The 20,056-nt window shown below is 73.0% G+C and carries 17 protein-coding genes; 5 read left to right on the forward strand and 12 right to left on the reverse strand.

Going from position 1 to position 20,056, the window contains the following annotated elements; genetic code table 11:
• Window positions 1–59 precede the first annotated feature (59 nt).
• Both D7I43_RS08060 and D7I43_RS08065 read left to right on the forward strand, forming a co-directional pair.
• Complete coding sequence (locus tag D7I43_RS08060; RefSeq protein WP_204985171.1) at window positions 60–539, forward strand: MarR family winged helix-turn-helix transcriptional regulator; 480 nt, start codon at window positions 60–62, stop codon at window positions 537–539.
• A 127-nt stretch (window positions 540–666) separates the two neighbouring features.
• Window positions 667–1,620 (forward strand): sensor histidine kinase, encoded by a 954-nt coding sequence (locus D7I43_RS08065; RefSeq protein ID WP_120327793.1) that lies wholly within the window; start codon window positions 667–669, stop codon window positions 1,618–1,620.
• An 18-nt stretch (window positions 1,621–1,638) separates the two neighbouring features.
• On the opposite strand, the gene D7I43_RS08070 is transcribed toward D7I43_RS08065, so the two are convergent.
• From D7I43_RS08070 to D7I43_RS08080, 3 genes are read right to left on the reverse strand one after another with little or no spacing between them, the layout of a single operon-like run.
• A complete protein-coding gene (locus D7I43_RS08070) occupies window positions 1,639–2,097 on the reverse strand; it encodes a hypothetical protein (RefSeq protein WP_120327794.1) in 459 nt (152 codons plus the stop codon).
• 2 nt (window positions 2,098–2,099) lie between these two features.
• On the reverse strand, window positions 2,100–4,538 hold the full coding sequence (locus D7I43_RS08075) for a molybdopterin oxidoreductase family protein (RefSeq protein ID WP_120328058.1): 2,439 nt from the start codon (window positions 4,536–4,538) through the stop codon (window positions 2,100–2,102).
• A gap of 17 nt (window positions 4,539–4,555) precedes the next feature.
• On the reverse strand, window positions 4,556–5,056 hold the full coding sequence (locus tag D7I43_RS08080) for an HPP family protein (protein ID WP_120327795.1): 501 nt from the start codon (window positions 5,054–5,056) through the stop codon (window positions 4,556–4,558).
• 149 nt (window positions 5,057–5,205) lie between these two features.
• Between D7I43_RS08080 and D7I43_RS08085 the strand changes: the two genes are divergently transcribed.
• Together D7I43_RS08085 and D7I43_RS32715 are read left to right on the forward strand one after the other, a co-directional pair.
• Complete coding sequence (locus D7I43_RS08085) at window positions 5,206–5,733, forward strand: DUF421 domain-containing protein (RefSeq protein ID WP_120327796.1); 528 nt, start codon at window positions 5,206–5,208, stop codon at window positions 5,731–5,733.
• Window positions 5,734–5,850: 117 nt separating this feature from the next.
• Window positions 5,851–6,009 carry a hypothetical protein gene (locus tag D7I43_RS32715; protein ID WP_158610083.1) on the forward strand — a complete coding sequence of 53 codons (159 nt, stop codon included), beginning with the start codon at window positions 5,851–5,853 and terminating at the stop codon, window positions 6,007–6,009.
• 57 nt (window positions 6,010–6,066) lie between these two features.
• Here D7I43_RS32715 and D7I43_RS08090 read toward each other — a convergent pair whose 3' ends face one another.
• The 7 genes from D7I43_RS08090 to kdpF form a co-directional block, all read right to left on the reverse strand.
• Entirely contained in the window at window positions 6,067–6,474 is a 408-nt protein-coding gene (locus D7I43_RS08090; protein WP_240032857.1) for a four-helix bundle copper-binding protein, read from the reverse strand.
• Between the two features lie 125 nt (window positions 6,475–6,599).
• Window positions 6,600–7,280 carry a response regulator gene (locus D7I43_RS08095; RefSeq protein WP_120327797.1) on the reverse strand — a complete coding sequence of 227 codons (681 nt, stop codon included), beginning with the start codon at window positions 7,278–7,280 and terminating at the stop codon, window positions 6,600–6,602.
• Window positions 7,277–9,829 (reverse strand): sensor histidine kinase, encoded by a 2,553-nt coding sequence (locus tag D7I43_RS08100; RefSeq protein WP_120327798.1) that lies wholly within the window; start codon window positions 9,827–9,829, stop codon window positions 7,277–7,279. Before D7I43_RS08100 ends, D7I43_RS08095 begins: the two co-directional genes overlap by 4 nt.
• A gap of 78 nt (window positions 9,830–9,907) precedes the next feature.
• Entirely contained in the window at window positions 9,908–10,789 is an 882-nt protein-coding gene (locus D7I43_RS08105) for a potassium-transporting ATPase subunit C (RefSeq protein ID WP_120327799.1), read from the reverse strand.
• Complete coding sequence (gene kdpB / locus D7I43_RS08110; protein ID WP_120327800.1) at window positions 10,789–12,981, reverse strand: potassium-transporting ATPase subunit KdpB; 2,193 nt, start codon at window positions 12,979–12,981, stop codon at window positions 10,789–10,791. Before kdpB ends, D7I43_RS08105 begins: the two co-directional genes overlap by 1 nt.
• Before the next feature lie 20 nt (window positions 12,982–13,001).
• Window positions 13,002–14,657: a potassium-transporting ATPase subunit KdpA gene (kdpA, locus tag D7I43_RS08115; RefSeq protein ID WP_120327801.1), complete on the reverse strand. Its 1,656-nt coding sequence runs from the start codon at window positions 14,655–14,657 to the stop codon at window positions 13,002–13,004.
• Window positions 14,657–14,746: a K(+)-transporting ATPase subunit F gene (kdpF, locus tag D7I43_RS08120; protein WP_120327802.1), complete on the reverse strand. Its 90-nt coding sequence runs from the start codon at window positions 14,744–14,746 to the stop codon at window positions 14,657–14,659. Before kdpF ends, kdpA begins: the two co-directional genes overlap by 1 nt.
• Window positions 14,747–15,089: 343 nt before the next feature.
• On the opposite strand from kdpF, the gene D7I43_RS08130 reads away from it, so the two are divergent.
• Window positions 15,090–18,284, forward strand: coding sequence for an ATP-binding protein (locus D7I43_RS08130; RefSeq protein ID WP_120327804.1), 3,195 nt, complete (start codon window positions 15,090–15,092; stop codon window positions 18,282–18,284).
• On the opposite strand, the gene D7I43_RS08135 is transcribed toward D7I43_RS08130, so the two are convergent.
• A complete protein-coding gene (locus D7I43_RS08135; protein ID WP_120327805.1) occupies window positions 18,260–19,051 on the reverse strand; it encodes an ABC transporter permease in 792 nt (263 codons plus the stop codon). The two genes, D7I43_RS08130 and D7I43_RS08135, sit on opposite strands and share 25 nt — an antisense overlap.
• Complete coding sequence (locus D7I43_RS08140; RefSeq protein WP_120327806.1) at window positions 19,048–20,004, reverse strand: ATP-binding cassette domain-containing protein; 957 nt, start codon at window positions 20,002–20,004, stop codon at window positions 19,048–19,050. The genes D7I43_RS08135 and D7I43_RS08140 overlap by 4 nt, the downstream gene beginning before the upstream one ends.
• Between the last annotated feature and the right edge of the window lie 52 nt (window positions 20,005–20,056).

The following is a 20,056-nucleotide window of genomic DNA, read 5'->3' on the forward strand; positions in this document are numbered from 1 at the left end:
CGCCGGACCCGGATTCTTCCCGACAGGCCCGGTCGTGCCAGCCGAACTACGCTGGTCGTGTGGGCGGATCGGTAACTCGGCTCGACGAGCGCGAGCAGCAGGTCTGGCGCACCTTCCGACGGATGCGCGACCAGCTCGCGCTCGCCCTCAACCAGTCCCTCCAGCAGGATTCCGGCATCTCCGAACCGGACTTCGAGGTGCTCGCCGCGCTGGAGGAGGCGCCGGAGCACGCCCTGCGCGCCCGTACGCTGCGCCAGGAACTCCAGTGGGAGAAGAGCCGCCTCGCACACCAGATCCGCCGGATGGAGCAGCGCGGCCTGGTCGCCCGTGACGAGTGCCCGGAGGACGGCCGCGCCGCGACGGTCCGGCTCACCGACGCCGGCCTCGCCGCCATCCGCGCCGCCACCGCGGCCCACGCCGCCCGGGTGCGCGAACTCTTCCTCGACGCGCTCACCCCCGCCCAGCTCGACGCCCTGCACGAGGCCGGAACGGCCGTGCTGGCTCGGCTGCACCAGAACTGCCCGGCCGAGGCGCCGTGACCCGGTTGTGCCTAGACTGCCGGCATGAGGCACAGGGCGTGACCCGGCACGTGCGCGCCTCGACACCGCACGGCCACGTCTGCTCGGTCCGTGACGACCCGATCGGGCCCACCGTGGAGGTGGCCGGATGAGGACGGGCGCCGCCGCCGGGCACCAGGGCTACTTCCACGAGGCGGTCCGCTACGACTCGGACGAGGAGTTCCTCGCCGTCGTGGTGCCGTTCCTGCGCGGCGGGATCGAGGCGGGTGAGCCGACGTTCGTGGCGCTCGGCGAGCGCACCGCCGACCTCGTCCGGCGCGCCCTGCCCGCCGGCTCGGACGTCGAGTTCCTGAGCGGCAGCGGCATGTACGCCCGCCCGACCGCCGCGATCCGCTCCTACCGCCGGTTGCTCGCCGACCGGACGGCCGCCGGGGCCGCCCAGATCCGGATCATCGGGGAACTGCCCCCCGTCGCGTTCGGCGCCACCTGGGACTGGTGGGCACGGTACGAGTCGGCGATCAATCACGCGTACGACGACTACCCGCTCTGGAGCATGTGCGCGTACGACAACCGCACCACCCCGCCGCACGTCCTCGACGAGGTCGCCCGCACCCATCCGCGGTTCGCCACGCCGGACGGCCGGCACCCACCCAGCCCCGCGTACACCGAGCCCGCCGTCTACCTGCGCGAGGAGCGGGCCGCGCCGCCCGACCCGCTCCAGGCGACGCCGCCGCTGGTGGAACTCACCGACCCGACGGCGGCGCAGGCCCGCGCCGCCGTCGAGGCCGTGGGCCGCGGCGTGCTGCCGCGGGACGACGTGGACGACCTGATCGTCGCCGTGAGCGAGACCGTCAGCAACGCGCTGCGGCACGGATGCCCCCCGGTCCGGCTGCGCCTCTGGACCGGCCCCGACCGGATCGTGGCCACCGTCAGCGACTGCGGTGACGGCCCGAAGGACCCGTTCGCCGGGCTGCTCCCCGCCGGCACCGGGGTGACCGGCGGCCTGGGCCTCTGGATCACCTACCAGTCCTGCAACCACGTGAGCCTGCAGCGGGGGGCCGCCGGCTTCACGCTGCGCCTCACCGCCGGCAACCCGCACTGACCGGCGGCGGGACGACTGTCACTCGGCCACCACGAGCGCCTGCGGTGCGGCCTGCTTCATCCGCGTACGCAGCCACTTGAGCTGCATGGCGGTCTCCCCCTCGCAGCGGCGGACCACGGCGAGCAGCTCCCGGTCCCGGGCCCCGTACGCGGCCTGCCCGACGATCGTCCAGCAGATGTCGCACTCCGCCGCCATCAGGTAGAGGTCCTGGAGGTCGCGCAGCAGCCCGATCCCGCCGGTACGGGTGCCCCGGAACAGCTCCGAGTGCAGCCGGTCCGGCTCGGCCGGCGCCTCCTCGGCGTACCGCTCGGCGAAGGGGCGCAGCTGTTCGGCGTACCCGTCGCAGCGCTTCGCCTGCTGCTCGCACAGGTGGAAGACGTCCGGCTCCTCGCCGTGCGCCGCGCCGACCTGCCGGAACGCGTCGGCGAGGTTCAGCTGGGCCCGGTGCAGCAGACCGAGGTAGTGGGCGAGATGCATCGTCACTCCCCTCCCGCTCGGCTGGTCGCCTCGGCGGCGGGTCCACCCACCGTGGCCGGGACACCGGCCACCACGGGCGCGCTGCCCCCGACGGTCGGCGCCGGGGACGGTACGCCCCGCCCGTCGCCGAGCCGGGCCACGGCGACCGCGGCGACCTTGAAGAGCGGCTGTTTGGACACGGGATCCCAGGCGGTGATGGTCAGCTCGTTGGCCGCCCGCGGCGTACGGTCGGCCGGGTCCTGGTCGAACCAGCCGTAGTGGAACGGCAGGAAGACCACGCCGGGGCGGATGCCGCTGAGCCGGGCCCGCGCCTGCACCCCGCCGCGCGCCGAGGCGATCCCCACCAGGTCCCCCTCGGCGATGCCGAGGCGATCGGCGTCGGCCGCGTTGAGTTCCACCCACACGTCCGGCGCGGCGGCGTCCAGTTGCGGCGCCCGCCCGGTCTTCGTGCGCGTGTGGAACTGGTAGACGGTGCGACCCGTGGTGAGCAGCAGCGGATGTTCCGCGTCGGGCACCTCCGGTGAGGGCTGGTAGTCGACCGCGTGCAGGAACGCCCGCCCGCCCGGCTGCTTCGCCCGGTACTCGGCGGCCGTGAACTCGGCACCCGTGGCCAGGTCCTGGCCGTAGGTCTCGCACACCTCCGGGTCGGTGGGGAACACGCCGTCGGTGTAGAGCCGTTCCGTGCCGTCGGGGCGCTCCTCGGTGCACGGCCACTGGATGCCGCTGCCGCCGCGCAGCTTCTCGTAGCTGAGGCCGGTGTAGTCGCAGGGCCGCCCCCGCGAGCACTCCTTCCACGCCTCGAACGCCTCCTCCGGGGTCGTCCACCGGATCAGCGGCTGGCCGTCGCGGTTGCGGAAGTCCATCCGCCGCGCGTAGTCGAGGAAGATGTCCAGGTCGGCGCGGGCCTCGCCGGGCGGGTCGACGGCCTTCTCACTGAGGTGGACGGTGCGGTCCACGTTCGTGAAGGTGCCGGTCTTCTCGCCCCAGGTCGCGCCGGGCAGCACCACGTCGGCCAACTCGGCGGTCTCGGTCAGGAACAGGTCCTGCACCACGACGAACAGCTCCGGCCGGCGCAGGATGTTCCGGATGCGGGACAGGTCCGGCAGGGACACGGCCGGGTTGGTGGCGCTGATCCAGAGCAGCTTGATCGAGCCCTGCTCGGCGTACCGGAAGATCTGCATGGCGTGCGTCGGCGGCGCCCAGTGCGGGATCGTCTCCGGCTCCACGTTCCACAGCCGGGCCAGTTCGGCGATGTGCTCGGGGTTCTCCCAGTTCCGCAGGCCGGGCAGGTCCCCGTCGGCGCCCGTCTCCCGGGTGTTCTGCGCGGTGGGCTGGCCGTTCATCTGGTAGATGCCCGCGCCCAGACGGCCGATCATCCCGCGGATCAGGTGCAGGTTGTTGACCTGGCAGGACGCCGCGGTGGCCTGGTTGGACTGGTAGAAGCCCTGGAGGACGGTGGAGAGCAGCCGTTGCGACCCGCCGAGCAGCTCGGCGGCCCGGCGGACGTCGGCGGCGGGCACGTCGCAGATCTCGGCCACCCGCTCGGGCGGGTACGCGTCGACCGTCCGGCACAGCTCGTCGAAGCCGAGGGTGTGCGCGGCCACGTACTCCTCGTCGTACCAGCCGTTGCGGATGATCTCCCGCAGCAGGCCGTTCATCAGCGCCATGTTGGTGCCGTTGCGGATCGCCAGGTGCAGGTCCGCCTCGCGGGCGACCGCCGTGGCCCGGGGATCCGCCGCCAGCATGGCCGGCGGGTTCGGGCCGCGCCGCCGGTCGAGCATCCGCATCCAGAGCACCGTCTGGGTCTCCGCGACGTTGTGCCCCCAGAGCGCTATCGCGTCGCAGTGGTCGATGTCGGTGTACGAGCCGGGCTGCCCGTCGGCGCCGAAGGTCGCCTTGAGCGCCGCCGCGGCCGTGGCGGTGCAGAGCCGGGTGTTGCCGTCCATGTGCGGGGTGCCGATACCCGCCTTGCCGATCACGCCGAGCGTGTAGTACTCCTCCAGGAACAGCTGTCCCGTGGTGTAGAACCCGAAGTGCCCCCACCCGCCGGGGCCCTTCAGCAGCTCCTGCGAGCGGGCCACGATCCGGCCCATGGCCGTGTCCCAGTCGGTCTCCACCAACCGTCCGCCCTCGCGGACGAGGGGCCGCGTCAGCCGGTCCGGGCTGTGGTTGGCCTGCCAGCCGTAGAGGTCCTTCGGGTCGACCCGGCCCCGGTTGACCCGGTCCACCGCCCGGCCCCGTACGCCGACGATCCGGCCGTCCTTCACGGCGATGTCGAGCGCGTCCCCGTTGGAGTGCAGGATGGACGCCGACTGCACCCAGCGGTCGACGTCCGACTCCCGCAGGCCGGCGTCGAGGAACGTGTCCACCCGCACCGGCCACTCCTGCCCCGGCCCGTACGGGGTGCGGTCCCCCCAGGGGTCGGCGATCCGGTCAACCACGATCCACTCCCTCCACGTCAGGCCGCCCACACGGGCATCGCCCGACCCGTCGCCCGGTTGTACGCCCAGTCCACGACCGTCACCAGCAGCACCGAGGCGGCCGCCACGACCAGTTGGACCGGGGTGTGCAGCAGTCCGAGGCTCACGATCAACGTGGTGGCGCCAGCCGGCGGGTGCGACGCCCGCAGCAGGTACAGCACCACGGCCGTGACCGCGAGCGAGCCGGCCGCCGCGACGATCCGCCACCCGCTGACGCCCTCCTCCAGCGCGGACGGGTGATCGGCGAGACCGCAGGCCAGCAGGAAGGCGTACCCGGCCAGCAGCGCCACGACGTGCCCGATGAGGGTGCTGCGCGGTGACGACTGCGGCGCCCGCGGCTTCTCCACGTGCAGCATGACGGCGGGGCCGAGGCTCGGGAAGAGCCAGGGCTGCCCGGTGGCGATCGCGACCGCGCCGGCCACCACGACGGCGACGGCGCCGCCCACGAGGATGTGGGTCGCGTCCCGCGCGTTCGCCATCGCCGTGCCACCTCCTCGCGGGCTCAGCCGGCTTTCTCCACCGGTCCGATCCTCACACCTGCCCGGCGTGAAGCGGCCCAAACGGGAGAGACGGGTCGAACCCCGGCCCGGGCGGGGAATGGCCCCGCCGCGGACGGGTAGCCAACGCCGTGATCGACTGGGGGCAGGTGTTCGTTCCGAGCACGCCGCTGCTGGAGACGGTCGTCCGGGGCAGCGTGATGTACCTGACCCTCTTCGGGCTGCTCCGGGTCATCCTCAAGCGCGAGAGCGGCACCACCGGCGTCACGGACCTGCTGGTCATCGTGCTGCTGGCCGACGCCGCCCAGAACGGCATGTCGGGCAACTACACCTCGATCACCGACGGGGTGCTGCTCGTCGCGGTGATCATCGGTTGGTCGTACCTGCTCGACGCCGTCGCGTACCGCTGGCCCGCCGCCGCCCGGCTGATCCGGCCCGGTTCGCTCGTCCTGGTACGCGACGGACGCATGTTGCACCGCAACATGCGGCGGGAGCTGATCACGGACGAGGAGCTGCGTCAGAAACTACGCGAACAGGGCGTCGACGACATCGCGAAGGTCCGGGAGGCCCGGATGGAGTCCGACGGGCAGGTGAGCGTCACCACGTCGAGCGGCGACGACCAGCCCCGCTCGCAGAGCCGACGCCGCGGCGTCCCCTGACCGGCGGGCCGGCGCGTCCCCTGACCGGCGGGCCGTTTGCCCGTACCGGCACCGGGAAACCGTCTGCTGCCCGGCGCGAGGCCACGCCTCGTGCGAGTCACACGGATGGAGGCTGAGATGACCAGCCGGGAGCAACTGCACGATCTCCGTCAGCGCGCCCACAACGCGGGCATCGAGGGCAACTCCAAGATGACGGAGAGCCAGCTGAAGGACGCCCTCAAGAAGGTCGGCAAGGGCATGGACCCGCAGGCCGCGAAGCAGCAGACCCGCCGCTGACCCCGGGCATCCCGCCGACCGTCCCGGCTGTGCCGGCAGGCGGTCGGCGGCCGTCGCTCAGCTGATCGTCGCCAGCAGGTCCCGGCAGGCCCGTTCGCACTCGCGGCAGGCGTCGGCGCAGATCCGGCAGTGCTCGTGCCGGTCGGCGTGCCGGGCGCACTCGTCGCCGCAGGAGCGGCAGGTGGTGGCGCACGCCTCCAGCAGGCTGCGGGTCACGTTGGCGTCGTAGCCGGTGTGCCGGGACAGCACCCGGGCCGTGGTCGTGCAGACGTCCGCGCAGTCCAGGTTCGAGCGGACGCACTTCGCCAGCTCGGCCACCATGTCGTCGCTGAGGCAGGCGTCCGCACAGGCGGTGCACGCCTGGGCGCAGGAGTTGAGCGTGTCGACGACCGCCGCCAGCTTCGCGCGGTCCAGGTTGATCGACTTCGGGTACGCCTCGAGCATCGACATCGTCACGCTGGCCACTGGCTGCCTCCGATCGTGGTGGACAGGGCTCCGCCAGCCGTACCCGAACACCTCCCGGACATGCCTACCGGCCACCCGGGACCCACCCGACGGCGACGTGGCCGTCCCGCCCGGCCGCGCGAGGGTCAGGGGCGGTAGCGGTAGCCCATCCCCGGTTCGGTGATGAGGTGCCGGGGACGGGCCGGGTCGTCCTCCAGCTTGCGGCGCAGCTGGGCCAGGTACTGCCGCAGGTAGTTGCTCTCGTTCTCGTACTCCGGCCCCCACACCTCGTGCAGGAGCTGCCGCTGGCTGACCAGCTTGCCGGGGTGGCGCAGCAGCTTCTCCAGCACCGACCACTGGATCGGCGTCAGCTTGACCTCGGCGCCGTCGTCGCGGGTGACCGTCCGGTCGGCGAGGTTGACGGTGTGCCGACCGACCCGCAGGGCGGCGTTCGCGTCGCCGCCGGGTCCGAGCCGTCGGGTGACCGCCCGGATGCGGGCGAGCAGCTCCTCGACCCCGAACGGCTTGGTCACGTAGTCGTCGGCCCCCGCGTCCAGCGCGCCCACCTTGTCCTCGCTGCCGGCCCGACCGGACAGGACGATGATCGGCGCGCTGGTCCAGCCTCGCAGACCACGGATGACGTCCACGCCGTCCATGTCGGGCAGGCCGAGGTCGAGGATGACCAGGTCCGGCGGGTGGCCGGCGGCGGTCTTGAGCGCGGCCGCGCCGCTGTCGGCCACGTCGACGTCGTACCGGCGGGCGCGCAGGTTGATCCGCAGGGCACGCAGGATCTGCGGCTCGTCGTCGACGACCAGGATGCGCGTCATTCCTGTGGTCCCTCCACCATGCCGTGGGTGGCGGCGGGCAGCCGCAGCACCATGGTCAGTCCACCACCCGGCGTGGTCTCCGGGGTGAGGCTGCCGCCCATCGCCTCGGCCAGCCCGCGGGAGAGCGCCAGCCCCAGCCCCACGCCGGTCTGGTTGTCCCGGTCACCGAGCCGCTGGAAGGGCAGGAAGACGTGCTCCCACTGGTCCTCCGGGATGCCCGGGCCGGTGTCGATGACCCGTAGCTCGACCTGATTGGCGTGGGCGCTCGCGGTGATCGTCGGCGGCTGGCCGGGCGGGCTGTGCCGCAGGGCGTTGGCGACGACGTTGACGAGCACCCGCTCCAGCAGGCCGGGGTCGGCGGTGGCGGCGGGCAGGTCGGCGGGGATGTCGGTGGCGACACCGGCGGCCTGGGGCCCGAGTTCGTCCAGGGCGCGCGGCACCGCGTCCTCCAGCCCGATGACGGCCGGCGTGACGCCGAGCGCTCCGGCCTGGAGCCGGCTCATGTCGAGCAGGTTGGCCACCAGCCGGGCCAGTCGGTCCAGCGACTCCTCGGCGGTGGCGAGCAGCTCCGCCCGGTCCTCCTCGTCGAAGTCGATGTCGGGGCTGCGCAGGCTCGTCACCGCCGCCTTGGCCGAGGCGAGCGGCGTGCGCAGGTCGTGGCTGACCGCCGCGAGCAGCGCCGTACGCATCCGGTCGGCCTCGGCCAGCGGCCGGGCGGTGGCCGCCTCCTCGGCCAGCCGCTCCTGCCGCAACGCGACGGCCGCCTGCGCCGCGAACGCCTCGATCAGCCGGCGGTCCGCGGCCTCCAGCCGGGCGCCGCAGAGCACGACCGTGATCCGCTCGTCGACCGGCACCACCGTCTCACCGCTGTCCGGCGTGGTGGCCGCTTCCTCGCCGACACTGGCCACCACGCGCCAGGCCCGCTCCTCCCGGGCCCGGGCCGGCCGGCCGGTGGCCTCCTCGGCCAGCTCCAGCACGCTCACCGCGCGCAGGCCGAACGTCTCCCGGAGCTGGTCGAGCAGGGCGATCAGCGGACGGCCGCCCCGCAGCACCCCGCCGGCGACCGCGGCCAGGGTCTGGGCGTCGGCGGCGGCGCGGGCGGCCTCCCGCGTGCGCCGGGCGGCCACGTCCACGATCCAGCTCACGGAGAGCGCCACCCCGACGAAGACGGCCAGGGCGAGCAGATTGTCCGGCTCGGCGATGGTCAGCGTGTAGAAGGGCGGCGTGAAGAACCAGTTGAGGATCAACGACCCGCCGAGCGCGGTGATCAGCGCCGGCCAGAGCCCGCCGACCAGCGCGACCACGATCACCGCGGCGAGGAAGAGCAGGATGTCGCTGGCGAGGGTGAGGTCGGGCAGGACCTTCAGCAGCAGCGTCAGCAGCGGTACGCCCACCGCGGCGAGGGCGAAGCCGAGCAGCCGCCGGGGCCGGGACAGGGCCGCCGGTACCCCGCCGGCCCGGCGTCCCCGGCCGGCCTCGGTGTGGGTGACGAGGTGCACGTCGATGGCGCCGGACTGCGCGATGGTGGTCACCCCGACGCCCCGCGAGAGCAGCTGGGCGAGGCGGCCCCGGCGGCTGGCCCCCAGCACCAGCTGGGTGGCGTTGACGCCCCGTGCGAAGTCGAGCAGCGCGGCCGGCACGTCGGTGCCGAGCACCTGGTGGTACGTCCCGCCGAGGCTCTCCACCAGCACCCGCTGCCGGGCGAGCTGCGCCGGGTCCGCGCCGACCAACCCGTCACTGCGGGCCACGTGCACGGCGAGCAGGTCGGCGCCCTTGCTGCGCGCCGCGATCCGCGCCGCCCTGCGGATCAGCGTCTCGCCCTCCGGACCGCCGGTCAGCGCGACGACCACCCGCTCGCGGGCCTCCCAGGTCTCGGCGATGCCCTGCTGGCTGCGGTACTGGCCGAGCTGCTCGTCCACCTTGTCGGCCAGCCACAACAGTGCCAGCTCGCGCAGCGCGGTGAGGTTGCCGACCCGGAAGTAGTTGCCCAGAGCGGCGTCGATCTTGTCGGGCCGGTAGATGTTGCCGTGCGCCATCCGCCGGCGCAGCGCCTCCGGGGTCATGTCGACCAGCTCGACCTGCTCGGCGGCCCGCACGATCTCGTCCGGGACGGTCTCCCGCTGCACGGTGCCGGTGATCTGCGCGACCACGTCGTTGACCGACTCGAGGTGCTGGATGTTGACGGTCGACAGCACGTCGATCCCGGCGTCGAGCAGCTCCTGGACGTCCTGCCAGCGCTTGCCGTTGCGGGAACCGGGCACGTTGGTGTGCGCCAGCTCGTCGACGACGGCGACCTGCGGCCGGCGGGCGAGGACGGCGTCCACGTCCATCTCGGTGAACTCGGCGCCGCGGTACTCGATGGTGCGACGGGGCACCTGCTCCAGGTCGCCGATCATGGCCGCCGTGTGCTTGCGGCCGTGCGTCTCGACGAGCCCGATGACCACGTCGGTGCCCCGCTCGGCTCGCCGGTGGGCCTCCTCCAGCATGGCGTACGTCTTGCCGACGCCCGGGGCGGCCCCGAGGTAGATGCGGAGCTCTCCCCTTGCCACGGGCACATCCTCTCCGATGGGCGGAAGGAGGGGCCCCTTCTTGACGCGGACGCGGCGAAGGGGTCCCTTCCCGACAGGTCAGCGGGCCGGGAACTCCCGGTCCAGGGCCAGGTTGAGTTCGAGCACGTTCACCCCGGGCTCGCCCATGAAGCCGAGCGCCCGGCCGGTCGTGTGCGCCTCGACGAGCCGGCGGACCGCGGCCGGGTCCGCGCCGCGCTCACGGGCGACACGGTTCACCTGCAGCTCCGCGTACGCCGGGCTGATGTGCGGGTCGAGGCCGCTGCCGCTGGCGGTCACGGCGTCGGCGGGCACCGCGGGGTCGGCCGGCGCGTCGCCCCGGATCGGGGTGACGATCCCACCCTCGGCCACGTAGTCGTGGCCCGGCTGGGCCAGCTCCACCGGCACCCCCTCGTAGGTCGCGAGGAACGGGGTGGCCGGAGCCGTCTGGTTGACGCTCACGACCCGGGTGACCGGGCCGGTGAGCCCGTCGGCGCGGAACACCGCGAGCACGGCGCCGACCCCGTCCGGCGTGCAGAACGGCCGGCTGCCGTCCACGCCGTCGAGCTCACCGACCGCCCGGCTCCGGGCGCAGACCTGGGTGAGCAGGCTCTGCGTGGACTCCTCGGGATCGGTGGCGATGGTGTCCACCACGCTCTCCGGCCCGAGGTTGCTGGCCGAGGTGGACGTGGGGTCGTAGCCGTCGCCGGCCGCCGACGGTCGACTCTGGAAGTAGCGGACGATCGGGTTCCCGTCCGCGTCGGTGAAGGACTGGCCGATCAGGCTGCTGCCCACGGTGCGTCCGTCGACGCTGATCAGGGAACCGTCCGCCCTGCCGTCGAGGCCGGGGATCCGACCCACGGCGACCATCGCGAGCGGGTAGGCGATGCCGAGCAGCACGGTGAAGACGAGCACGGCGCGCAGGGCGGCGAGGTGCTGGGCGAGCCAGGTTGGTAGGCGCATCACGAGATCCCTGGGATGAACTGGATGAGCAGGTCGATGAGCTTGATGCCGACGAACGGCACGACGAGGCCGCCCAGGCCGTAGAGCCAGAGGTTGCGGCTGAGCAGCTTCGACGCGCTGGCCGGCCGGTACCGCACGCCGCGCAGGGCGAGCGGGATCAGCGCGACGATGACGACCGCGTTGAAGATCACCGCGGCCAGGATCGCCGACTCCGGGCTGGCGAGGCGCATGACGTTCAGCGCGTCCAGGCTCGGGTAGATGCCGGCGAACATGGCCGGGATGATGGCGAAGTACTTCGCCACGTCGTTGGCGATGGAGAAGGTGGTCAGCGCGCCGCGGGTGATGAGCAACTGCTTGCCGATCTCGACGATCTCGATGAGCTTCGTCGGGTCCGAGTCGAGGTCGACCATGTTGCCGGCCTCCTTGGCGGCCGACGTGCCGGTGTTCATGGCCACGCCGACGTCGGCCTGCGCGAGCGCGGGCGCGTCGTTGGTGCCGTCGCCGGTCATGGCGACCAGCCGGCCGCCCTCCTGCTCCTTGCGGATCAGGGCGAGCTTGTCCTCCGGCGTGGCCTCGGCGAGGAAGTCGTCCACCCCGGCCTCGTCGGCGATCGCCTTCGCGGTCCGCGGGTTGTCGCCGGTGATCATGACGGTCCGGATGCCCATCCGGCGCATCTCGTCGAAGCGCTCGCGCATCCCGGACTTGACCACGTCCTTCAGGTGGATGACGCCGAGCGCCCGGGCCGGCCGGCCGTCGAGGTGTTCGGCGACCACCAGCGGCGTGCCGCCGGTGCCGCTGATCGCGTCGACCAGCTCACCGACATGTGCGGTGGGGTGGCCGCCGTTGTCGCGTACCCACTTCATGACCGCGGCCGCCGCGCCCTTGCGGATGCGGCGCACGCCGCCGTCGACGCTCTCCGCGCCGAGGTCGACGCCGCTCATCCGGGTCTCCGCGGTGAACGGCACGAAGGTGGCGTGCGGCATGACGCCCGGCTCGCGTTCGCGCAGCCCGTACTCGTTCTTCGCGAGGACCACCACCGAGCGCCCCTCCGGGGTCTCGTCGGCCAGGCTGGAGAGCTGGGCGGCGTCGGCGACCTCCGCGGCCTCGACCCCCTCGACCGGGAGGAACTCGGCGGCCTGCCGGTTGCCGAGCGTGATGGTGCCGGTCTTGTCGAGCAGCAGGGTGTTCACGTCGCCGGCCGCCTCGACCGCCCGGCCACTCACCGCGAGCACGTTGCGCTGCACCAGGCGGTCCATGCCGGCGATGCCGATGGCCGACAGCAGCGCGCCGATGGTGGTCGGGATCAGGCAGACGAGCAGGGAGACCAGCACCACGCCGGTGACACCGGCGTCGGTGATCGCGCCGGTGTCCGGCGCGGCGGCCTGGAAGCCCTTCGAGAAGATCGCCAGCGGCTGGAGGGTCACCACCGCGAGCAGGAAGATGATCGTGAGCGCGGCGAGCAGGATGTTCAGCGCGATCTCGTTCGGGGTCTTCTGGCGGTTGGCGCGCTCGACCAGGGCGATCATGCGGTCGATGAAGCTCTCACCCGGCTTCTGGGTGATCTTCACGACGATCCGGTCGGACAGCACCCTGGTGCCGCCGGTGACCGCGCTGCGGTCGCCACCGGACTCCCGGATCACCGGGGCCGACTCGCCGGTGATGGCCGACTCGTCGACGCTGGCGATGCCCTCGACGACGTCACCGTCGCCGGGGATGACGCCGCCCGCCTCGACCAGGACGATGTCGCCCTGCCTCAACTCCGGGGCGGGCACCGCCTCGTCCCGGTACGCGTTCGCCGGGGCACCCGACGTCCAGCCGATCAGCCGGGTGGCGATGGTGTCGCGCTTCGCCTGGCGCAGGGTGGCGGCCTGCGCCTTGCCCCGGCCCTCGGCCACCGCCTCGGCGAGGTTGGCGAAGACCACGGTGAGCCAGAGCCAGACGGCGATCGCCCAGGCGAACACGGAGGGGTCCGCGATCGCGAGCACGGTCGTGAAGACGGAGCCGATCTCGACGATCAGCATCACCGGGTTGCGCCAGAGCGTGCGCGGGTCGAGCTTGCGCAGCGCGTCCGGCAGGGACCGGAGCAGCTGCTTCGGGTCGAGCAGACCGCCGCCGACCCGGTCGCCCTGGGTGGCAGGGGTGCCGGCGGTCGGCTCCTCGCCGGCCCCGGATGTCACCGACGTGACGGACATGTTCTCGTTCCTCATGGAGATCAGAGCCCCTCGGCCAGCGGGCCGAGCGCGAGGGCGGGCAGGAAGGTCAGCGCGACGAGGACCACCGTGACGCCGACGACCATCCCGACGAACAGGGGTCGGTGGGTCGGCAGGGTGCCCTCGGACGCCGGGGTGGGTTGCTGGCGGGCCAGCGAACCGGCCAGGGCGAGCACGAAGATGATCGGCAGGAACCGGCCGAGCAGCATGCACAACCCGAGTGCCGTGTTCCACCAGGCGGTGTTCACGGTGATGCCGGCGAACGCGGAGCCGTTGTTGTTGCTGGCCGAGGTGAACGCGTAGAGCACCTCGGTGAGCCCGTGCGGTCCGACGTTCAGCGCGGTCGCGTTGTTGCCGGTGGCGAACGCCGCGGCCGTGCCGATCAGCACCAGCGCCGGCGTGATCAGGAAGTACATCGAGGCGAACTTGATCTCCCGGGCACCGATCTTCTTGCCCAGGTACTCGGGAGTACGGCCAACCATCAGTCCCGCGACGAAGACCGTGATCACCGCGAGGATCAGCAGGCCGTACAGGCCGGCGCCGACACCGCCGGGGGCCACCTCGCCGAGCATCATGTTGACCAGCGGCACCATGCCGCCGAGCGCCGTGTACGAGTCGTGGAACGAGTTGACCGCGCCGGTGGAGGTCAGCGTGGTCGCCGCGGCGAAGGTCGCCGAGTTCGAGACGTCGAAACGGACCTCCTTGCCCTCCAGCGCGGCGCCGACCGCCTGCGGCACCGTGCCGTGGCCGCTCAGCTCGAAGACGTTGGTCAGCGTGACGCTGGCCAGCGCGAGGATGGCCATCACGGCGGCGATCGCGTAGCCCTGGCGGTTCTGCCCGACCATCCGGCCGAAGACCCGGGGCAGGCTGAACGGGATCATGAGGATCAGGAAGATCTCGATCCAGTTCGTCCAGGACGTGGGGTTCTCGAACGGGTGGGCGCTGTTGACGTTGTAGAAACCGCCACCGTTGGTGCCCAGCTCCTTGATCACTTCCTGGCTGGCCACCGGCCCACCGGTGATCGTCTGCGTGCCCCCGGTCAGCGTCGTGACGTCGGTGCCGCCCGACAGGTTCTGCACCGCGCCGCCGATCATCAGTGCGAGCGCCCCGAGCACTGCGATCGGCAGCAGGACGCGCAGGGTGATCCGGGTCAGGTCGACCCAGAAGTTGCCCAGGTGCCCGGTGCGCTGCCGCGCGAAGCCACGGACCAGGGCGATGGCGACCGCGATGCCGACGGCGGCGGAGACGAAGTTCTGCACCGCGAGACCGGCCATCTGCACGAGGTGGCCCATGGTCGACTCACCGGAGTACCACTGCCAGTTCGTGTTCGTCACGAACGAGACCGCGGTGTTCCAGGCGCCGTGCGTCATCACCGGGTCGAGGCCGAGCGACAGCCAGAGGTGGTTCTGCAACCGCTGGAAGGCGTACAGGAACAGGATCGAGACAGCCGAGAAGGCCAGCACGCTGCGGGCGTAGACGCCCCAGGTCTGCTCGGCGGCCGGGTTGACCCCGACCAGCCGGTAGATGCCGCGCTCGACGCGGGACTGCCGGGTGCCGGACACCACCCGGTACATGTAGTCGCCGAACGGCCTGTAGATGGCGACCAGCGACACCACCAGTGACAGGACGAAGATGACGCCGGCCGTTGTCGTGGTCATCAGAAGCGCTCCGGGAACAGCAGGGCGACCACCAGGAAGATCCCGAGGCCGATCGCCAGCACCAGGCCGACGGCGTTGACGACGCTCACAGCTTCTCCACCGCCCGGACCACCAGGACGAGCGCCGCGAAGAGCGCCACCGTCAGGACCACGAACACCACGTCAGACACGCCGACTCCTCGTAGGGAAAGGTTCGTCCGCGACCGCCTTCCGGTCGCGCCGGGCAATCAAAACGCCGGGTTCACAGGGGCGACAGGGCCCATAACGAAACCATGACGAGACGACCCCCTTTCTTGACGCCCCTTTCACACCCCCACCCCACCCCTCCCGCGATCTTGCAGTTTCTGCCCCGGCATTCCGGGTACAAGCCGCGAATCGAGGGCCGGAAGTGCAAGATCGACGCGGTGGGGGGCGGGGGGCCTAACCTTGTCGCGTGACCGCCGAGCTGATCCTGCTTGCGGGCGTCTCCTACCGGGGCCGGGAGATCACCGGCTCCCGGCTGCGCGGGCTGCTCGCGCTGCTCGCCACCGACCTGCGCACCGGGTGCGGCACCGGCCGCCTCATCGCCGGGCTCTGGCCCGACGAGCTGCCGGAGAACCCCGCCAAGGCGTTACAGGTCCTGGTCTCCCGTGCCCGGGCACAGCTTGGCGCGGACGTCATCGAGCGGACGCCCACCGGCTACCGGCTCGCCCTGACCGAGGAGCAGGTGGACGCCGCCGCCGTACGCGGCCTCGCCGCCGCGAGCGCCGACCGGGCACGCGCGGGCGACCACGCGGCGGCCCTCGCCCACGCCGAGGCCGGGCTCGCGCACTGGGCCGGGCCGCCCGAGGAGACCGAGGCCGTCGACCCGCTCGCGGCGCTGCGGGCGGAACGGGCGGCCACGTACCGCGCGTTGGTGCGCGCCCGGGCGCTCGCGCTGGCCCGGCTCGGCCGGCACGCCGAGGCGGTCGGGCCGCTCGGCACGCTGGCCACCCAGCGTCCACGGGACGAGGAGGTGCTGGCCGAACTGCTGCGCGCCGAGGCGGCCACCGCCGGCCCGTCGGCGGCGCTGGCCCGGTACGAGGCGTACCGCCGGAGGCTGCGCGACGAGCTGGGCTCGGACCCGGGCGCCGCACTTCAGGCCGTGCAGCGGGACCTGCTGCGCGGCGAGTCGCCCACGGTCCGGCAGGGCGTGCCGTACGAGCCGAATCCGCTGCTCGGCCGGGACGCCGACATCGCGGCGGTGACCGACCTGCTCCGCACCTCGCGGGTGACCTCCATCGTGGGGCCGGGCGGGCTGGGCAAGACCCGGCTCGCGAACCTCGTGGCCCGGCGGGCCGAGCAACGGGTCGTCCACCTCGTGCCGCTCGCCGGCGTCCGGACGGACGACGACGTGGTTCCCGAGGTTGCGGCCGCCCTCGGCGTCGGGGAGTCCCGCGCCACCGGCGCCTCCGCCCACCCCGGCGGGCGGGACCTCCTGGCCGGCATCGCCGCCGCGCTCGGCACCGGCCCCGCGCTGCTGGTGCTGGACAACTGCGAGCACGTCGTACGGGGCGCCGCCGACCTCGTTGGTGGGCTGGTGGCGATGACCCACGACGTGCGGGTGCTCACCACCAGCCGTACGCCCCTGGGCCTGTCCTCGGAGGCGGTCCACCTGCTGCCCGAGCTGACGCTGTCGACCAGTGTCGAGCTGTTCGGGCAGCGTGCCCGCGCGGCGCGGCCGGGCGTCGAACTGCACGGCGACACCGTGGCCTCGCTCTGCCGGCACCTCGACGGGCTGCCGCTCGCCGTGGAACTGGCGGCGGCCCGGGTCCGGACCATGTCGGTGGCGGAGATCGCCCGCCGGCTGGACGACCGGTTCGCCCTGCTGCGCGGCGGGCCACGGGACGCGCCGCGGCGGCACCACACCCTGCACGCGGTGGTCGACTGGAGCTGGAACCTGCTCGACGAGGCCGGCCGGACGGCGATGCGGGCCCTCTCGGTCTTCGCGGGCGGCTTCACCGCCGACGCGGCGCGCTTCGTGGTCGACGGCGACCCGCTGCCCGTCCTGGAGCATCTCGTCGACCAGTCCCTGCTGAAGGTCGACGAGACCGTGACCGGCGTACGGTTCCGGATGCTCGAGACGGTCCGCGAGTTCAGCGCCGCCCGGCGGGACGAGGCCGGGGAGACCGAGGTGGTGACCGACCGCTTCCTGGCCTGGGCGCGGAGTGTCGGGCTGGAGCACCACGAGGCGCTGCTCGGCCCCGAGGCGTTCCGCACCGCCGAACTGGTCCGCGCCGAGCAGGACAACATCGTGCAGGCGTACCGGATGGGACTTGCCCGGGACGACGGCGCCACCGTGGCGGCCACCGCCGCGGTCCTGGCCAGCATGTGGACGCTGGAGGCCGCCTACACCCGGATGCTCACCCTCGCCGAGGAGACCGGGCCGCTGCTGTCGCACTACCGGCCGACGCCGGAGTTCGTCGAGGTGACCAGGACCGCGTCGGCCCTCTCCGCGGCGAACCTGTTGATGCTCCAGGGCGCCCGGCCCGTCCGCCCGCTGGTCACGCTGCGCCGCCTGCCACCACCGTCGGCGGCCACCCTGACCGGGGCGTTGTCGATCCTGCTGGACGCCCTCCCGGCGATCGGCGCGGACCGCGCCGCGCTGCGCGCGCTCCAGGACGGCCCGGAACCGGTCGTGGCCTGTCTCGCCCACTGCCTCGGCACCTACCTCTACGAGCGGGACGGCGACCCGGAGCAGGCGCTGGACGCGGCCCGGCGCATGGTCGACGGCGTCGGGACGGGCGTCAACCCGTGGTTCCGGATCCTCGCCCACACCCGGCTCAGCGAACTGCTCGCGCAGCAGGAGGAGTGGAAGCAGGCCCGGCACCACCTCACGGTCGCGCTCGGTCTGCTGGAGGAGACGGGGCCGTGGGCCGACGTGATCCAGCTCCGCTGGGCGCTCGCGCTCGCCAACCTCGGGGCCGGTGACGTCGACGCCGCGGAGCGCTGGCTCGACCTGGCGGCCCGGGACGACCTCGGCGACGCGTACGGGCTGGCGTCGTTCGCGCTGGGCGTCCGGGCGGAGGTCCGGCTGTGGCGCGGCGAGGCCGACCGCGGACTCGACCTGTGGCGGCAGGCGGTCGCGCAGGTCACCGCGTCCGTCGATCCGCTGTTCGAGGCGGACACGTCCGGTGCGACCCCGTGGGGCCTCCAGATCCAGGCGGTCGCCGTCGTCGCGCACGCGCGGTGCGGCCGGCTCGACCTCGTTCCCGCGTTGCCCGACGAGTTGGCCGGCCACCTGTGCCGGATGCTCGCGAACCCGGCCGTGAACCCGCCCGCGTTCGTGGCGGAGCAGCCCACCTGCGGCACGCTCCTCCTGGCGCTCGCCATGGTGGACATCGAGCGGGCCCGGCGCACCGGCGACGCGGTGGCCGCCGCCACCGGCGCCCGGTTGGTCGCCCTGGCGGAGCGGTTCCGCTTCCTCAAGGACTTCCAGCCCACGATGTCCTCGGTCACGGCCCGGCACGAGGCCGAGCAGGCGGACAAGGCGGCGTACGCCGACGCGGTGTCGTCGTACGCCGCCCTCGATCCGGCCGAGCTGCGGGCGGCCGCGTTGTCGGCGCTGGCCGCCCGCGCCGGCGGTCACCGCGAGGCGTCCCGGTCGTAGAGGCGGCGTGCCCAGAGGTAGCCGAGCAACGAGATGGCGGCGCACCAGGCGAGCGCCTGCGTCGCGCTGGAGCCGATCGGCCCGCCGACGAGCAGGCCGCGCAGCGTCTCCATCACCGGCGTGAACGGCTGGTACTCGGCGAACCAGCGCAGTCCCGCGGGCATCGAGTCGGTGGGGACGAACCCGCTGCCGAGGAACGGGAGCAGCAGCAGCGGCATGGGCAGGTTGCTCGCGGTCTCCACGCTCTTGCTCACCATGCCGAGGGCGACCGACAGCCAGGTGATCGCGAACGTGACGGCGGCGAGCAGCCCGGTGGCCGCCAGCCACTCGACCGGATTCGCGGTGGGACGGAAGCCGACCAGCAGGGCGATCCCGGTGACCGCCGCGAGACCGAGCATGGTCTGGATGAGGCTGCCGACGACGTGACCGGTCAGCACCGACACCCGGGCGATCGACATGGTGCGGAAGCGGGCCACGATGCCCTCGGTCATGTCCATCGCCACCGAGATGGCCGTGCCCTGCGCCACCCCGGCGATGGTGATCAGGAGGATGCCGGGGGTGACGTACGTGGCGTACTCGGCCCGGCCGCCGGACGTGCCGCCGAGCCCGGCGCCGAGGGTGCCGCCGAAGACGTAGACGAAGAGCAGCAGGAAGACCACCGGCATTCCGATGATCATCAGAGTCAGTGACGGGTAGCGCTGCATGTGGCGCAGGTTGCGCCGCAGCATGGTCGCGGAGTCGCTGAGGGTGTGGGCCATGGTGCTCATGCGCTGACCTTCTCCTGGGTCGGGTGGCCGGTGAGGGTGAGGAAGACGTCGTCGAGGTCGGGCGTGTGCACGCTCAGCGACTCGACCTCCACGGCCGCGTCGTCGAGCCGGTCGAGCAGGGCGCGCAGCGAGCGGACGCCGCCGTCGCTGGGCACCCGGAGGGTGAGCGCCTCCTCGTCGCGTGGTGCGTCGCCGAGGACGCGGGAGGCCAGCGCCAGTGCGTCGCCGTCGGCGAAGCGCAGCCGGATGTGCCCGCCGGGCACCCTCCGCTTCAGCTCCTCGGCGGTGCCCTCGGCGACCAGCCGGCCGTGGTCCAGCACGGCGATCCGGTCGGCGAGCTGGTCGGCCTCCTCCAGGTACTGGGTCGTGAGGAAGATGGTCACCCCGCCCGCCACCAGGTCGCGGATGATCTGCCACATCGCCCGGCGGCTGCGCGGGTCCAGGCCGGTGGTCGGCTCGTCGAGGAAGATCAGCCGCGGCTCGCCGACGAGCGTCATCGCCAGGTCGAGCCGGCGGCGCATCCCGCCGGAGTAGGTGGCCGCCGGCTTGCCCGCCGCGTCGACGAGATCGAAGCGCTCCAGCAGGTCGGCGGTCCGCCGCCGGCCCGCCGCCCGGCCCAGATGGAGCAGGTCGGCCATGAGCTTCAGGTTCTCGGCGCCGGTGAGCAGCCCGTCGACCGCCGAGAACTGCCCCGTCACACCGATGCCGGCGCGGACCCGGTCCGGTTCCCGGGTGAGGTCGTGACCCAGCACCCGCACGTCGCCGGCGTCGGCCCGGATCAGCGTGGAGAGGATGTGGACGGTGGTCGTCTTGCCGGCCCCGTTCGGGCCGAGCAGCGCGAACACGGTCCCCTCGGCGACATGGAGGTCGATGCCGTCGAGCACGACGTGTTCGCCGTACGTCTTGCGGAGGCCGGTCGCGGCGATCGCCGGCCGTCGTGAGGTCGTCGTCATGGGAGAAGCGTGCGGCCGGCCGGGATCACGGCGGTTTCACCGCGGTTTCACG

It is taken from the genome of Micromonospora globbae (genome assembly GCF_003610785.1).
Taxonomy (GTDB): Bacteria; Actinomycetota; Actinomycetes; order Mycobacteriales; family Micromonosporaceae; genus Micromonospora; species Micromonospora globbae.

What these genes read in the sequence shown, in the direction of transcription:
- D7I43_RS08065 (WP_120327793.1), top strand. Translation starts at nt 667, where the DNA reads ATGAGGACGGGCGCCGCCGCCGGGCACCAGGGCTACTTCCACGAGGCG.
- D7I43_RS08070 (WP_120327794.1), bottom strand. Translation starts at nt 2,097, where the DNA reads ATGCATCTCGCCCACTACCTCGGTCTGCTGCACCGGGCCCAGCTGAAC.
- D7I43_RS08080 (WP_120327795.1), bottom strand. Translation starts at nt 5,056, where the DNA reads ATGGCGAACGCGCGGGACGCGACCCACATCCTCGTGGGCGGCGCCGTC.
- D7I43_RS32715 (WP_158610083.1), top strand. Translation starts at nt 5,851, where the DNA reads ATGACCAGCCGGGAGCAACTGCACGATCTCCGTCAGCGCGCCCACAAC.
- D7I43_RS08095 (WP_120327797.1), bottom strand. Translation starts at nt 7,280, where the DNA reads ATGACGCGCATCCTGGTCGTCGACGACGAGCCGCAGATCCTGCGTGCC.
- D7I43_RS08105 (WP_120327799.1), bottom strand. Translation starts at nt 10,789, where the DNA reads ATGCGCCTACCAACCTGGCTCGCCCAGCACCTCGCCGCCCTGCGCGCC.
- kdpB (WP_120327800.1), bottom strand. Translation starts at nt 12,981, where the DNA reads ATGTCCGTCACGTCGGTGACATCCGGGGCCGGCGAGGAGCCGACCGCC.
- kdpA (WP_120327801.1), bottom strand. Translation starts at nt 14,657, where the DNA reads ATGACCACGACAACGGCCGGCGTCATCTTCGTCCTGTCACTGGTGGTG.
- D7I43_RS08135 (WP_120327805.1), bottom strand. Translation starts at nt 19,051, where the DNA reads ATGAGCACCATGGCCCACACCCTCAGCGACTCCGCGACCATGCTGCGG.
- D7I43_RS08140 (WP_120327806.1), bottom strand. Translation starts at nt 20,004, where the DNA reads ATGACGACGACCTCACGACGGCCGGCGATCGCCGCGACCGGCCTCCGC.